The sequence below is a fragment of the Citrobacter freundii complex sp. 2025EL-00176 genome, assembly GCF_053309355.1.
The window spans coordinates 1-17,576 of record NZ_JBRYHT010000025.1 but is presented as its reverse complement, the minus strand read 5'-3'; the positions used below and the strand labels follow the sequence as shown (position 1 = coordinate 17,576).

The 17,576-nt window shown below is 57.9% G+C and carries 1 protein-coding gene; it reads right to left on the bottom strand.

Translation table 11 applies throughout. From position 1 onward, the window contains the following. Positions 1-17,576: Ig-like domain-containing protein (locus ACVXHP_RS23920; RefSeq protein ID WP_447572285.1), on the bottom strand; the 17,576-nt coding region annotated here is incomplete at both ends.

The following is a 17,576-nucleotide window of genomic DNA, read 5'->3' as shown; positions in this document are numbered from 1 at the left end:
GTGTAATCCAGTGACGCATCCGCGGTATTGCCCGCCGCATCAGTAACGGTAACCACCAGCGTTCCGCTGCCGTCCGCTAGCGGGGTTCCCGGCGTGTAGCTCCAGTGACCAGACTCGTCTTTGGTTGCCGCATGAGTTTCGCCGTTCAGCGTCACCATCACCGACGTGGCGTCCGGGTCGATATTGCTCAGGATAAAGGTTGGCGTCGTATCCCTCGTCAGATTATCACCCACCGTACCGCTATCGCTGTCCGCATCCAGGGCGATCGTCGGCGTGCTGATAGTGCTGTCGATGGTGTAATCCAGTGACGCATCCGCGGTATTGCCCGCCGCATCAGTAACGGTAACCACCAGCGTTCCGCTGCCGTCCGCCAGCGGGGTGTCCGGCGTATACGTCCAGTTCCCCTGTTCATCCTTGGTTGCGCTGTGCGTTTCGCCATTCAGCGTCACCATCACCGACGTGGCATCCGGGTCGATATTACTCAGGATAAAGGTTGGCGTCGTATCTCTGGTGATATTATCCCCTGCCGTTGCGGTGTCACTGTCCGTATCCATCATTACTGTTGGTGTGCTTAGCGTACTGTCAATGGTGAAATCCAGTGAAGATTCCGCACTGTTACCTGCGCCATCAGTGACTTTCACTTCCAGCGTCCAACTGCCGTCCGCCAGCGGGGTTTCCGGCATATACGTCCAGTTACCTTGCTCATCTTTGGTTGCACTGTGCGTTTCACCGTTCAGCGTTACCATCACCGACGTGGCATCCGGATCGATATTGCTCAGGATAAAGGTTGGCGTCGCATCCTTCGTCAGGTTGTCACCGACATCACCAGTATCGCTGCTGGCATCAAGAGCCACCGTCGGCGTACTGATACTAGTATCAACGGTGAAATCCAGTGCTGACTGCTTAGTGTTACCTGCCGCATCGGTTACTCTAACCTCAACGGTCCAGTTACCGTCTGCCAACGCGGCTTCCGGCGTATAGATCCAGTTACCTGAAGCGTCTTTGGTCAGGGTTTGCGTATTGCCGTTTAAAGTCACCTCTACTTTGGTTACATCAGCGTCAACGTTAGTCACGACAAATGTCGGTTTAGCGACTTGCGTGATATTGTCGCCCGCCGTAGCGGTGTCGCTAGCAGCGTCCATGGTGATGGTCGGCGCGCTTAGCACGGTATCAATGGTAAAGCTAAAGGACTGCGTCGCCGTATTTCCTGCCGCATCCGTGGCACTCACCTGAACGTCACACTCGCCGTCGCTCAGCGGGGTGCCCCATGTTATGGTCCAGACTCCATCACTGACCTTCGTTGCCGGCACGGTCGTTCCATCAATCGTTACGCTCACCGCAACGACATCCTTCTCGATGTTGCTAAGTACCAATGTCGGCGTTGAGTCGTTGGTCAAGTTATCTCCCTGAGCACCACCGTCTGAGGCCACGTCCAGCGCTACGGCTGGTGTGGTGAACATCACATCCAGGTCGACAGGAACACTGATATTAGTGGCTGAATCCTCCGCCTGAATGCTGATTTTACCGCCATCAGGATAGTTAATCGCGGTACTCCAACTGCCGGAATTATTGACATTAACCGTGGTGATAACGTTGCCGGACTCATCCTTGATAACAATGGTTGTTCCCGCTTCCGCCTTACCAGAGAGGATCCACAGAGCACCCTCTTCGCTCCAGGAAGAGATCTCTACCGTTGGCGCCAATGGCGCAACGCTATCGACCAGAATGTCATGGTTAATGGTTTGGGTATTGCCGGCCGTATCTTCAATGGTAAAGGTTAAATTACTTGTCCCTTCAGGCAACGCGCTGGCATTGATGCTCCATGTGCCGTCGGCGGCAACTGTGGTGGTAGCAACCACCATCCCTGCTACCATCAGGGTAACGGTCGCCCCAGCCTCCCCCATGCCATTAAAGGTTGGCGTGCGGCTGTTAACCACCCATTTATCAGCCGAACTGTCTTTGTCGTCCTGCACGTTGGCGGTGAACTGGCTGATCGAACTGTCCACCACAATGGTGAAGCTGGCAGAATTGCTGTTATCCGCCTTATCCGAAGATTTCACCACAATATTCCACGTCCCATCCTGTAACAGTAAAGGGTTTACCTGAATACTCCACTGCCCCTGGCCGTTGACGCTGACGGAACCAATGGTAAGGCCGTTAATCGTCACGGATACGGAACTTCCAGCTTCCGCGCTACCGCTTAGCTTGATACCGCCACTAAGGTCATTGATATAAATAGTGCCATCGACTGTGTGATCGGCGACGCTCTCGCCGTTGATTCCATCCAGTGTGATCGGCGTATCGTTGACAGTGTCAATTGTGAACGATTTAGAACCCGTTGAGGCAGTGTTACCCGCTGCATCGGTAATATCAAAACGAATCGTATGGGTGCCATCAGACAATGCCTCCGGCACTTTATATTGGAAATTGCGGCTGGTTATAGTGACAGTTTCAACATAGTTGCCGTCAATATACACATCTACCGGCGCGCCGGTTTCACCGTTGATCTGGAACACTGGAACCGCTGCTGACGTAATGTAGTCTTTCCCCCACGGGCCGGAATCATTGACGATATAGTCAATTTCAATCCAGGTGCTGGTATCGACCGTCATCAGGATACGCGCAGACTCTGCGGTATTGCCCGCTGCATCTTCTGCCACTACGCGGATGGAATATTCACCGTCCGCCAACGTAGTCGGGTATTGCCACGTCCAGTTCCCCTGAGCATCCACCGTTACCGTTGCCACGGTCTTTTCATCCACCAGAATAGAAATCGCCGCGCCCGGCTCTCCCGTACCATGGAAGGCTGGCGTATTGTCGCTGGTTATGTTGTCATCCAGAGAGCCTGAGTTAGACGCGTCATCCAGATTGATGGTCGGATAATCGGTATGGCTATCCAGCGTGAAGACAAACGGATCGCTGGTCTGGCTGTTTCCGGCCACATCCGTGATCTGTACCGTCAGGCTGTACTCACCATCCTCTTTAAGGATCAGCGGTACCGTCCAGCTCCCGTCTTCAGCCACTGTCCCCTGACTTACCGCTTTGCCATTGAGATAGACAGTAATGGTTGACCCTACTTCCCCCACACCGGAAACATCCAAGGCTTTGTCGTTAGTCAGCGCGGGAAGTGAATCAACGCTAAAGCTATCAATCACCGTATCAATAGTAATCGTCGTGGTGCTGCTGGTGGCCGTATTTCCTGCGGTATCAGTTGAAACCATTCTGATGTCATATTCGCCATCCTCGCTTTCTGGCATTGTCCAGGAGACTGAACCCACTGCGTCAGCAATCACGGTAGCCACTTTGACATCGTTGACATAAATTTCGACCGTCGCATTAGCATCAGTCACCGCGGTCAGGGTGGGTGAATTGACATTGGTGATAGTATCTGTGATTGCCGCACTGTTTGACGCCTTGTCGAGGACAATATCGGTGATGCTATTTTGCGTATCGCAGACAATATCAATATTTTTAGCCGCGGTGTTCCCCGCCGAATCGGTTTCAGTCACCACAAAGGTTTGTGGGCCTTCTTCAAGGGCTATTTCACTGCTCCAGTCGCCCTTTTCATCTGCGGTAACCGTCGCCAGTATCTCTCCGCTGGTGTTGGCAATCGTTATTACTGCCCCCGCTTCCGCGGTACCGTCCAGATGCACCAGTGTTTTATTGGTAATATTATCGGTAGCACTAATACCACTATCATCGGTATCCCGTAGTTCAACGGTGATCGGCGTGATATAGGTATCGAGAATAAAATCCTGTGGACCAAAGTTTTCGGTATTACCTGCCACATCCGTTACCGAGAAACTGATCTCGTGCTCACCGTCAATGCCAATGCTCGGAATAGAAACCAACCAACTACCGTCACTGGCGGCAACTGTTTCCACGACGGTACGACCATCAATCATAATCATAATATGGGCACCGGCTTCGGATATTCCCCTGACTACCGGTGTATTAGAATTCAGATACCCTTCGTCGTTTAGCCCGATCACTTCCCAAACCAGCGGGACGACGTGGGTATCAATCACCAGGCTTGCCGGATCTGACTTCACCTCTTCGCCGTTATTGGGGTTGATAATGCTCACTTCAACGCTATATGTGCCTTCCTCCATTTCCGGCAAATTGAAGTTGTAGCGACCAGTGGAATCCGTTGTCGCGGTACCCACGACTTCACCATTGACATAAACGGTAATGGTATTTCCCGGTAGCGAAACCCCAGTGATCGACGGTGTCGTGTCGTTGGTTACAAAGTCACCGATAGAGCCGCTATCTGACCCGGTCTGCAGTTGCAGCGTCGGCGGATCAACATCCACTAACGGAATAATAAAGGTAAAATCTGTCTCTTCTGAAACGTTGCCGGCCTTATCGGTCGCAATCACGCCGATGACATGATCGCCGGAGGTAATTGCGCTCGGCGGCGTCCATGCCCAAGTACCATTGCTGTCAACCGTCACGCTGGCCACGGTAACGCCATCGATAATTATGGTGAGACTCGAACCCGGTTCAGCCGTACCGCTGAATTCCGGCGCCAGATTTAACGCCTCGTGTGAGTTTTCAGGATCGGACGCCGATAGCGCCACTACCGGTGCATTGACCACAGTGTCAATTTCAAAGTTCACGCTGGAGGTGGCGGAGTTGCCCGCCTGGTCGATTGCGGAAACGGTAATGGTATACGATCCATCAACCAGATCGTCCAGCGTAACAGACCAGCTGCCATCCGCTGCTGGCGTGATTTCCTGCGTCTGGACGATGGCACCTTTATCATCGGTGACAAGGATAGTAAGCGTGGCATCTTTATCGGTCTGTCCGCCAAACGTCGGCGACGTATCGCGCGTCAGCTTATCGCTTTGTGAAGTGCCGGTATCCGACGAGGCAAGCAGATCAAGGGAGAGGGAGATCTGCGTATCCACAGTGAAATGTATACTGCTGTTTGCAGTATTCCCTGCAAGGTCAGTAACAACCACGGTGGCTGTGTAATCGCCATCCGCCAGTTTTGAAGGCTGGACGCTCCACTGCCCATCATCACTTTGTACCGCTGCATATTTTATCCCATTAATCTCGACATATACGGTATCCACATCATCCGGGATGCCAGAAAGGATAAACACGGGTTGTGTATCGTTGGTCAGATTGTCGCTGTCGCTGGCTCCGGAATCACTGGTGCTATCCATATCAATGGACGGTACCGGTATCTGAGTATCCACAGTGAATGTTAGCGTTTCAGTCTGGTGGTTACCTGCCACATCAACCATTTCCACGCTGACGGTCCAGGTTCCGTCTGCCAGCATCTCGGCAGTATAGATCCACTGCCCCTGCGCGTTCTGTTCAAGCGACGTCGTCTTACCATCCAGCGTAACCGTTACGGCGGACAGCGTTTCACCAGCGCTGATTTCAAAGCTCGGGGTATTTACGTTAGTCAGGTTATCGTTGGTATCACTGCCGGTATCGTCAATGAGGATAATGGCAGGATCGGTGAGCACAGTATCAATGACAAAATCATAGGTCGTTGATGCACTGTTCCCTGCGTTGTCGGTAAACGTCACCACAACGCTGTAATTACCATCAGTCAAATTATCAGGCACCTGCCATTGGGTAGTGCCGGGCTCCAGAGACCAGGTTTGTTCCCCGAGTTTCACTGATATGCTGGCAATATCTTCCGGCTCACCGCCGATAGTAATGATCGGTGCTGTATTATAGGTGATGCTATCTGCAGTATTTCCACTGTTGGATGCCTCATCCATTCCGACAACCGGTGGCGGACAGAAGGTATCCACCGTAATAGAAATGGACGAAGATTTGCTGTTACCCGCATTATCTTCTGCGGTCACTTTAACAACGTAAACACCATCGGCCAACGCATCGGCCTGCGGGATCTGAACCCCCCAGACGCCATCCTTCTGGGTGGCGTTATACGTTTTACCGCTAATAGTCACGGTAAGGCTATGAACATCGCTGTCCACATTGCTGATGACAAAATACGGGGTGGTGTCTTTGGTCAGATTATCATCTACCGAGATCCCCGTGTCGCTCTCGGTATCCAGATCGATAGCAGGAATATTCAGCGTGGTATCGATGACAAATGAGACCGATGTCTCTGCCGTGTTTCCCGCTTTATCCACCACGTTAATGTATAGCGTATAGCTGCCGTCCGCCAGCGGCGGTGTCTGATACAGCCACTGGCCCGTTTCATTTTTAGCCAGCGGCGAAGTGACACCATTCAGAGTTACGCTGACCGATTCGACATCGGCAGGAACGCTGACCTCAAACGTTGGCGCATTATTTTTGGTGATATTATCGGTATCCGAATAGCCGGTATCGTCACCAACAATAAAATCGACACTCACGGATGTTTGCGTATCGACAGTAAAGACCAGGCTCGTATCCTGGGTATTGCCAGCCTTATCTGTGACCGTCGCCGTTAAGGTATAATCACCGTCACCCAGCGGCTGAGGTGGCGTAAAGCTGATCGGCTGTGCTGTTAAATCAATAGGATAAGAGATTCCATTTAATGTTACGACCAGGCTGTAAGCATCACTGTCAATGGAGCTAAAATCGAAGGTCGGCTGGGTATTGCTGGTATAATTATCAGCATCGCTACTACCAGAATCATCCTCAGGACGCAGATCAACGATAACCGGATTGAGCGTGGTATCAACCGTGAAGGTAAAGCTCTCTTGTGTGGTGTTACCGGCCTTATCGGTGACGTTCACCACAATAGTGTGCTCGCCATCGGGCAACGCTGACGCGACGGTATAGGTCCACTTACCGTTGCTTGCACCAAGATCGACAGCCGTACCGCCGTCCAGCGCCACCGAGACATGGGAGACATCATCCGGGACGTTAATCTGGAACGTTGGGATCGTATCGTTGGTTAAATGGTCGTCGGAGGAATAACCGGTATCTTCTGACATGACGATGCTGTCAATTATCACCGTCGTATCAATAACAAAATCCAGATCCGACGAACTCACGTTCCCGGCTTTATCCGTTGCCGTCACCACTATGGTGTATTCGCCATCGGCCAGTTCCGGCGTTTGGAATATCCAACTACCCTGTGCGTCTTTCGTTAGCGGATAATCGTTGCCGTTTAGCGTCACGACAACCTGATAGATATCACTGTCGATATTGCTAATCACAAATTGCGGGCGCGTGTCAGACGTCAGGTTATCTTCAGTGCTATCGCCAGAATCAGAGCCCGTCATCAGATCAATCACCGGTGTACTCAGCGTGGTATCAACCGTAAAGGAAAGTGTTTGTGTCTGAGTGTTCCCGGCCCGGTCCTGGATATCAACCGTCAGCTTGTGCTCGCCATCCGCGAGTGCGGATGATGGCGTAAAGATCCAGTTACCGCTGCCATCCTGCACGAGCGAAGTTTGCTGACCATCCAGCGTAATGACCACATGCGTCACATCGCCGTCAACGCCACTAATGATAAACGACGGTTTATTGTTGGCGGTCAGATTGTCCATGGCATCGTAACCAGTATCATCCCCCGCCTCAAACGCGATCGTAGGCACGGAAAGCTGGTTATCAAAGGTAATCGTTTTGCTATCGCTGGTTTCATTACCCGCCGCATCCTCTACCGTGACAACAAGGGTATAGTCGCCAGAAGTCGAAAGCACCGGAGAAGTCACCGTCCAGTTACCGTCGGCGTTTTGCACCACGCTGCACTCAAGGCCGTTAATTGTCGCCTTAAGGCTGATCACATCCTCAGAGGTTGTCACGCTAAATACCGGCTGACTGGCATTGGTGATGCCGTCAGAGGAGGAATCCCCGGTATCCGTTGTCAGAATGATAGAATTAATCTCCACCGACGTGTCGATGGTAAAGCTATAATCTGAGGTCCTTTGATTACCGGCATTATCCGTCACCAGTACCTCCAGAGTATACTCACCCTCCGTCAGTGCGGTATCAGGGGTAAAGATCCATCGACCATCTGTCTGCTTCTTGACGTTAGTGGTAATACCATTCAGCGTGACGTCAACGCTGTACACATCCTGCGGAATATTGCCCAGTTCAAACGTCGGTTTGGTGATGTTAGTCACGTTATCGCCCGCAATACCACTGTCATCTGCCGTTGCCATTTTGACGGTAAGCGGCTCAAGCGTGGTATCGACGGTGAAACTCTGCTCACGGTTAGCGGTGTTTCCGGCTTTATCTGTGACGATTACCTCCAGCGTATATTCCCCATCCGCCAGCACAGACGGCATCGTCACCACCCATTTACCGTCCTGGAATATAGCATCCTGCGTTGTCGTTCCAACGCTGACGGTGACAGTTTGCGCATCGGCGGGTGCCGTAATAGCAAACGTTGGGGTGGAATCGTTGGTCATCCAGTCGTTTTGCACCCCTGTATCACTTTGCAGGGTGATACCGTCCACGCTGGTGGTGGTATCAATAGTCACGGAGAGTGACGTTGTCTTTTCATTACCCGCATCATCAACAACCCGCAGTTCAGCCTGCCAGACCCCATCAGGCAAATCGGCTGGAAGAGTAAAGATAGCGCTGCCATTTTCAACCGTAATAGGCCATGTCTGACCGTTAATCGTCAGTGAAACGCTGACAACGTCACTATCAAGATTACCGATCACGAAGGTTGGGCGGACATCCGACGTAATGTTATCGGAATCGCTATACCCGCTGTCGCTCTCACTTGAAAGTTGCAACGTTGGTTGAGAAAGGGTTGTGTCGACCGTAAAGTTGAGATCCTTGTGGCTGCTATTACCCGCTTGATCCGTTACGGTAACCGTAATGGTATGCGCTCCGTCAGCAAGCGCTGCGGTAGAAAAATGCCACGTTCCATCACTCTGTTTGGATGCTTCACCAGCCGCTTTACCATCAATTGCAATGCTGACATGCGTGACATCATCCGGCACGCCGATCGCGAACTCAGGCGTATTCACGTTGGTCTGGTTATCGGTGGAGCTTGAGCCAGTGTCATCCAACAACACAATTGAATCTATGTGAGTGACCGTATCGATTTCAAACGCTGCTGCATCAGAGGTACTCTGATTACCCGCCATATCTTCAACCATGACGGTAATCGTATACTGCCCATCATCCAGCTCGACTGGACAGATCCAGGTCCCGTTTCCGTAGGTTTCACTATCCAGCGTCCAGCTACCTTTGTAGCTGCCGTCGTTGCTCACGATCGCTATCGTTATCGTATTGACGTCATCAATATCCACGCCGCTAAGCTGGAACTGCGGCTTCGTCTCATTAGTCAAGCCATCAGTCTGGCTATCGCCCGAATCAGAGACAGTAGCGAGCTCTACTGCCGGTTTATCAACAAGGGTATCGATAGTAAAACTAATCTGGCTGTCGGCACTGTTACCTGCTACGTCAGTTACCGTCACTGTTGCGGTATATGTGCCATCTTTTAATTCATCCGGCAGGGTAAATGTGGTTCCTTTACTCAGATCGATCGTGTAATGCTGCCCAGTGTTCAACGTCAGTGTGACCGCAGCAACATCGGCAGGAATATTGCTAAATGTAAACGTTGGGGTTGTATCCGCTGTATAGTTATCATCTGCTTTAGCCCCCGTGTCTGAGGCTTTATCCAGCGCAATGTTGACAGGCAGAACCTCTGTATCCACCGTCATAGTCAGTTCCGTGGAGTTCGCGGTGTTCCCGGCGTCGTCGGTCACCTGCACCGTGAAGGTGTACTCCCCGTCCGCCAGTGCCGGGGCGGTAAAGCTCCACGTCCCGTCCGCCAGCGTCGCCGGGTAAGCGGTGCCGTTAATCATCACCTGCACCGAGGTGACATCTGCGTCGATATTGCCCAGCGTGAACGTTGGCGTGGTGTCGTTCGTGATGTTATCGGTCGAACTGCTGCCGCTGTCGCTGGTATCTGCCAGATCCAGCGTCGGGATGGACAGCGTGGTGTCCACCGTAAAGGTCATCGGATCTGACGCAGCCGTGTTACCGGCTATATCCGTCACCGTCGCCACGATGGTGTGGTCGCCGTCGGCCAGTTCACCGGCGGTGATATGCCACTGTCCGGCCGCGTCCTTTGTCGCCGCCATCGGCGTGCCGCCGTCAATGGCGATCATCACGTTCACGGCGTCTTTATCCGTGGCAATGGCAAAGCCCGGGGTGGTGTCGCGGGTCTGGTTATCGCCGGTGGTGCCGGTGTCGTCGCTCAGCGTAATGACCGGGGCCGCCACGGCGGTGTCCACGGTGACGGCCAGCGCCGCTGAGGTCGCGATGTTGCCCGCGTCGTCGGTGACCTGCACGGTGAAGGTGTACTCCCCGTCAGCCAGCGCCGGCGCGGTAAAGCTCCAGGTGCCGTCCGTCAGTGTCGCCGGGTAGGACGTCCCGTTAATCAGCACCTGCACCTCCGTCACATCCGCATCGATATTACCCAGCGTAAACACCGGGGTGGTATCGTTCGTGATGTTATCGGTCGCGCTGCTGCCGGTATCAGAGGCATCCATCAGATCGAGGGTCGGCACCGAGAGAGTGGTGTCGACGTTAAAGGTCATGATATCGGAGGTGGCGGTATTGCCCGCGAGGTCAGTGACCGTCGCCACAATGCTGTGGTCGCCGTCAGCCAGTTCACCGGCGGTGATATGCCACTGCCCGGCTGCGTCTTTTGTCGCCGCCACCGGCGCGCCGCCGTCGATACTCACCATTACGCTGACCGCATCCGGGTCGGTGCTGATGGCAAAGCCCGGCGTGGTGTCGTTGGTCTGGTTATCCCCCGCCCTGCCGGTGTCGTCGCTCAGCGTGATCACCGGGGCCGCCACGGCGGTGTCCACCGTGACTGCCAGTGCCGCCGAGGTCGCGGTGTTGCCGGCGTCGTCCGTCACCTGCACGGTGACGCTGTACTCCCCGTCCGCCAGTGCCGGCGCGGTGAAACTCCAGGTGCCGTCCGTCTGCACGGCGTCATAGGCGGTACCGTTGATCAGCACCTGCACGCTGACGGCGTCCGCATCCACGTTACCGAGGGTAAACGCAGGCGTGGTGTCGTTGGTGATGTTGTCCGTCGCGCTGCTGCCGCTGTCGCTGGCGTCTGCCAGGTCCAGCGTCGGCACCGAGAGAGTGGTGTCGACGTTAAAGCTCAGGATAGCTGAGTCCGCGGTGTTGCCCGCCACGTCCGTCACCGTCGCCACAATACTGTGGTCGCCGTCGGCCAGCTCGCCGGACGTGATATGCCACTGCCCGGCCGCGTCCTTCGTTGCCGCCACCGGAGTGCCGCCGTCGACTCTCACCATCACGCTGACCACATCCGGGTCGGTGCTGATGGCAAAGCCCGGGGTGGTGTCGTTGGTCTGGTTATCCCCCGCCGTGCCGGTGTCATCGCTCAGCGTAATGACCGGGGCCGCCACGGCGGTGTCCACGGTGACCGCCAGCGCCGCCGAGGTCGCGGTGTTGCCCGCGTCGTCGGTGACCTGCACGGTGAAGGTGTACTCCCCGTCTGCCAGTTCCGGCGCGGTAAAGGTCCACTGACCGTCTGCCAGCGTCGCCGGGTAGGACGTGCCGTTAATCATCACCTGCACCTCCGTCACGTCAGCGTCGATATTGCCCAGCGTAAACACCGGGGTGGTATCGTTCGTGATATTGTCCGTCGCGCTGCTGCCGCTGTCGCTGGCGTCTGCCAGGTCCAGCGTCGGGATGGACAGCGTGGTGTCCACCGTAAAGGTCATCGGATCTGACGCAGCCGTGTTACCGGCAATATCCGTCACCGTCGCCACAATACTGTGATCGCCGTCAGCCAGCTCGCCGGACGTGATATGCCACTGCCCGGCTGCGTCTTTTGTCGCCGCCACCGGGGTGCCGCCGTCGATGCTCACCATCACGCTGACCGCATCCGGGTCGGTGCTGATGGCAAAGCCCGGGGTGGTGTCGTTGGTCTGGTTATCCCCCGCCGTGCCGGTGTCATCGCTCAGCGTAATGACCGGGGCCGCCACGGCGGTGTCCACCGTGATGGCCAGTTCATCCGAGGTCGCGGTGTTGCCCGCGTCGTCAGTGACCTGCACGGTGAAGGTGTACTCCCCGTCTGCCAGTTGCGGGGCGGTAAAGGTCCACTGACCGTCTGCCAGCGTCGCCGGGTAGGACGTGCCGTTAATCATCACCTGCACCTCCGTCACGTCAGCGTCGATATTGCCCAGCGTGAACGTTGGCGTGGTGTCGTTCGTGATGTTATCGGTCGAACTGCTGCCGCTGTCGCTGGTATCTGCCAGATCCAGCGTCGGCACCGAGAGTGTGGTGTCGACGTTAAAGCTCAGGGGATCGGAGGTGGCCGTGTTGCCCGCGAGGTCGGTGACCGTCGCCACGATGGTGTGATCGCCGTCGGCCAGCTCGCCGGACGTGATATGCCACTGCCCGGCCGCGTCCTTCGTTGCCGCCACCGGGGCGCCACCGTCGATACTCACCATCACGCTGTCCGCATCCGGGTCGGTGCTGATGGCAAAACCCGGCGTGGTGTCGCGGGTCTGGTTATCGCCGGTGGTGCCGGTGTCGTCGCTCAGCGTGATCACCGGGGCCGCCACGGTGGAGTCCACCGTGATGGCCAGTTCATTCGAGGTCTGCACGTTCCCCGCGTCATCCGTCACCTGTACCGTCACGGTATAGTCACCGTCTGCAAGCGCCGGGGCGGTGAAGCTCCAGGTGCCGTCAGCCAGCGTCGCCGGGTAGGACGTGCCGTTAATCAGCACCCGCACCTCCGTCACGTCAGCGTCGATATTGCCCAGCGTAAAGGTTGGGGTGGTGTCGTTCGTGATGTTATCGGTCGCGCTGCTGCCGGTATCAGAGGCATCCATCAGATCGAGGGTCGGGCCCGAGAGGGTGGTGTCGACGTTAAAACTCATGGTGTCCGAGGTGGCGGTATTCCCCGCCACATCCGTCACCGTCGCCACGATGGTGTGGTCGCCGTCGGCCAGCTCGCCGGACGTGATATGCCACTGCCCGGCCGCGTCCTTCGTTGCCGCCACCGGGGTGCCGCCGTCGATGGAGACCATCACGCTGACCGCATCCGGGTCGGTGCTGATGGCAAAACCCGGCGTGGTGTCGCGGGTCTGGTTATCGCCGGTGGTGCCGGTGTCGTCGCTCAGCGTGATCACCGGGGCCGCCACGGCGGTATCCACGGTGACCGCCAGCGCCGCTGAGGTCGCGGTGTTGCCCGCGTCGTCGGTGACCTGCACCGTCACGGTATAGTCACCGTCTGCCAGTTGCGGGGCGGTAAAGCTCCAGGTGCCGTCAGCCAGCGTAGCCGGGTAGGACGTGCCGTTGATAATCACCTGCACCTCCGTCACGTCAGCGTCAATATTGCCCAGCGTAAACACCGGCGTGGTATCGTTCGTGATGTTATCGGTCGCGCTGCTGCCGCTGTCGCTGGCGTCTGCCAGGTCCAGCGTCGGGATGGACAGTGTGGTGTCCACGGTGAAGTCCAGTGAGGATGTTGCTGTGTTACCGGCAATATCGGTCACCGTCGCCACGATACTGTGGTCGCCGTCAGTCAGCTCACCGGCGGTGATATGCCACTGCCCGGCCGCGTCCTTCGTTGCCGCCACCGGGGTGCCGCCGTCGATGCTCACCATCACGCTGACCGCATCCGGGTCGGTGCTGATGGCAAAGCCCGGGGTGGTGTCGCGGGTCTGGTTATCCCCCGCCGTGCCGGTGTCGTCGCTCAGCGTGATGACCGGGACCGCCACGGTGGTATCCACGGTGACCGCCAGCGCCGCTGAGGTGGCGGTGTTGCCCGCGTCGTCGGTGACCTGCACGGTGAAGGTGTACTCCCCGTCCGCCAGTTCCGGGGCGGTAAAGCTCCAGGTGCCGTCCGTCAGTGTCGCCGGGTAGGACGTGCCGTTAATCAGCACCTGCACCTCCGTCACGTCAGCGTCGATATTGCCCAGCGTAAAGGTTGGGGTGGTATCGTTCGTGATGTTGTCCATCGCGCTGCTGCCGCTGTCGCTGGCGTCTGCCAGGTCCAGCGTCGGCACTGAGAGTGTGGTGTCGACGTTAAAACTCATGATGTCCGAGGTGGCGGTATTCCCCGCCACATCCGTCACCGTCGCCACGATGGTGTGGTCGCCGTCGGTCAGTTCACCGGACGTGATATGCCACTGCCCGGCCGCATCCTTCGTTGCCGCCACCGGGGTACCGCCGTCAATACTCACCATCACGCTGACCGCATCCGGGTCGGTGCTGATGGCAAAGCCCGGCGTGGTGTCGTTAGTCTGGTTATCCCCCGCCGTCCCGGTGTCATCACTCAGCGTGATCACCGGGGCCGCCACGGCGGTGTCCACCGTGACTGCCAGTGCCGCCGAGGTCGCGGTGTTGCCGGCGTCGTCCGTCACCTGCACCGTGAAGGTGTACTCCCCGTCCGCCAGTGCCGGCGCGGTGAAGCTCCAGGTGCCGTCCGTCTGCACGGCGTCATAGGCGGTACCGTTGATCAGCACCTGCACGCTGACGGCGTCCGCATCCACGTTACCGAGGGTAAACGCAGGCGTGGTGTCGTTGGTGATGTTGTCCGTCGCGCTGCTGCCGCTGTCGCTGGCGTCTGCCAGGTCCAGCGTCGGCACCGAGAGTGTGGTGTCGACGTTAAAGCTCAGGATAGCTGAGTCCGCGGTGTTGCCCGCCACGTCCGTCACCGTCGCCACAATACTGTGGTCGCCGTCGGCCAGCTCGCCGGACGTGATATGCCACTGCCCGGCCGCGTCCTTTGTCGCCGCCACCGGCGTGCCGCCGTCAATGGAGACCATCACGCTCATGGCGTCTTTATCCGTGGCAATGGCAAAGCCCGGGGTGGTGTCGCGGGTCTGGTTATCGCCGGTGGTGCCAGTGTCGTCGCTCAGCGTAATGACCGGGGCCGCCACGGCGGTGTCCACGGTGACCGCCAGCGCCGCCGAGGTCGCGGTGTTGCCCGCGTCGTCGGTGACCTGCACGGTGAAGGTGTACTCCCCGTCTGCCAGTTCCGGCGCGGTAAAGGTCCACTGACCGTCTGCCAGCGTCGCCGGGTAGGACGTGCCGTTAATCATCACCTGCACCTCCGTCACGTCAGCGTCGATATTGCCCAGCGTAAAGGTTGGGGTGGTGTCGTTGGTGATATTGTCCGTCGCGCTGCTGCCGGTATCAGAGGCATCCATCAGATCGAGGGTCGGGATGGACAGCGTGGTGTCCACCGTAAAGGTCATCGGATCTGACGCAGCCGTGTTACCGGCAATATCCGTCACCGTCGCCACAATACTGTGGTCGCCGTCGGCCAGCTCACCGGCGGTGATATGCCACTGCCCGGCCGCGTCCTTCGTTGCCGCCACCGGGGTACCGCCGTCGATACTCACCATCACGCTCACCGCATCCGGGTCGGTGCTGATGGCAAAGCCCGGCGTGGTGTCGTTAGTCTGGTTATCCCCCGCCGTGCCGGTGTCATCGCTCAGCGTAATCACCGGGGCCGCCACGGTGGTATCTACTGTCACGTTCAGCTCTGTGGACATCGCGGTGTTGCCCGCATCATCCGTCACCTGCACGGTGAAGGTGTACTCCCCGTCAGCCAGCGCCGGCGCGGTAAAGCTCCACGTCCCGTCCGTCTGCACGGCGTCATAGGCGGTGCCGTTGATCAGCACCTGTACGCTGACGGCGTCCGCATCCACATTACCGAGGGTGAACGCCGGCGTGGTGTCGTTCGTGATATTGTCCGTCGCGCTGCTGCCGGTATCAGAGGCATCCATCAGATCGAGGGTCGGGATGGACAGCGTGGTGTCAACGTTAAAGGTCATGATGTCCGAGGTGGCCGTGTTGCCCGCCACGTCCGTCACCGTCGCCACAATGCTGTGGTCGCCGTCGGCCAGCTCACCGGACGTGATATGCCACTGTCCGGCCGCGTCCTTCGTTGCCGCCACCGGGGTGCCGCCGTCGATGCTCACCATCACGCTGACCGCATCCGGGTCGGTGCTGATGGCAAAGCCCGGCGTGGTGTCGCGGGTCTGGTTATCGCCGACGGTGCCGGTGTCGTCGCTCAGCGTGATCACCGGGGTCGCCACGGTGGTGTCCACGGTGACCGCCAGCGCCGCTGAGGTCGCGGTGTTGCCGGCGTCGTCAGTCACCTGCACCGTGAAGGTGTACTCCCCGTCCGCCAGCGCCGGCGCGGTAAAGCTCCAGGTGCCGTCCGCCTGCACGGCGTCATAGGCGGTGCCGTTAATCAGCACCTGTACGCTGACGGCGTCCGCATCCACGTTACCGAGGGTGAACGCAGGCGTGGTGTCGTTGGTGATGTTGTCCGTCGCGCTGCTGCCGCTGTCGCTGGCGTCTGCCAGGTCCAGCGTCGGCACCGAGAGTGTGGTGTCGACGTTAAAGCTCAGGATAGCTGAGTCCGCGGTGTTGCCCGCCACGTCCGTCACTGTCGCCACGATGGTGTGGTCGCCGTCAGCCAGCTCACCGGACGTGATATGCCACTGCCCTTCCGCGTCCTTTGTCGCCGCCACCGGGGCGCCGCCGTCGATGCTCACCATCACGCTGACCGCATCCGGGTCGGTGCTGATGGTAAAGCCCGGTGCCGCTACGTTAGTCTGGTTATCCCCCGCCGTCCCGGTGTCATCGCTCAGCGTAATGACCGGGGCCGCCACGGCGGTGTCCACGGTGACCGCCAGCGCCGCCGAGGTCGCGGTGTTGCCCGCGTCGTCGGTGACCTGCACGGTGAAGGTGTACTCCCCGTCAGCCAGCGCCGGCGCGGTAAAGGTCCACGTCCCGTCCGTCTGCACGGCGTCATAGGCGGTGCCGTTGATCAGCACCTGCACCTCCGTCACATCGGCGTCGATATTGCCCAGCGTAAAGGTTGGGGTGGTATCGTTCGTGATGTTATCGGTCGCGCTGCTGCCGCTGTCGCTGGCGTCTGCCAGGTCCACCGTCGGCACCGAGAGCGTGGTGTCGATGTTAAAGCTCAGGGTCGCCGAGTCCGCGGTGTTGCCCGCGAGGTCGGTGACGGTGGCCACGATGGTGTGGTCACCGTCGGCCAGCTCGCCGGACGTGATATGCCACTGCCCGGCCGCATCCTTCGTTGCCGCCACCGGGGTACCGCCGTCAATACTCACCATCACGCTCACGGCGTCTTTATCCGTGGCAATAGCAAAGCCCGGCGTAGTGTCGTTAGTCTGGTTATCCCCCGCCGTGCCGGTGTCGTCACTCAGCGTAATGACCGGGGCCGCCACGGCGGTGTCCACGGTGACGGCCAGCGCCGCCGAGGTCGCGGTGTTGCCCGCGTCGTCGGTGACCTGCACGGTGAAGGTGTACTCCCCGTCAGCCAGCGCCGGCGCGGTAAAGCTCCACGTCCCGTCCGTCTGCACGGCGTCATAGGCGGTGCCGTTGATCAGCACCTGCACCTCCGTCACATCGGCGTCGATATTGCCCAGCGTAAAGGTTGGGGTGGTATCGTTCGTGATGTTATCGGTCGCGCTGCTGCCGCTGTCGCTGGCGTCTGCCAGGTCCACCGTCGGCACTGAGAGCGTGGTGTCGACGTTAAAGCTCAGGGTCGCCGAGTCCGCGGTGTTGCCCGCGAGGTCGGTGACGGTGGCCACGATGGTGTGGTCACCGTCGGCCAGCTCGCCGGACGTGATATGCCACTGCCCGGCCGCGTCCTT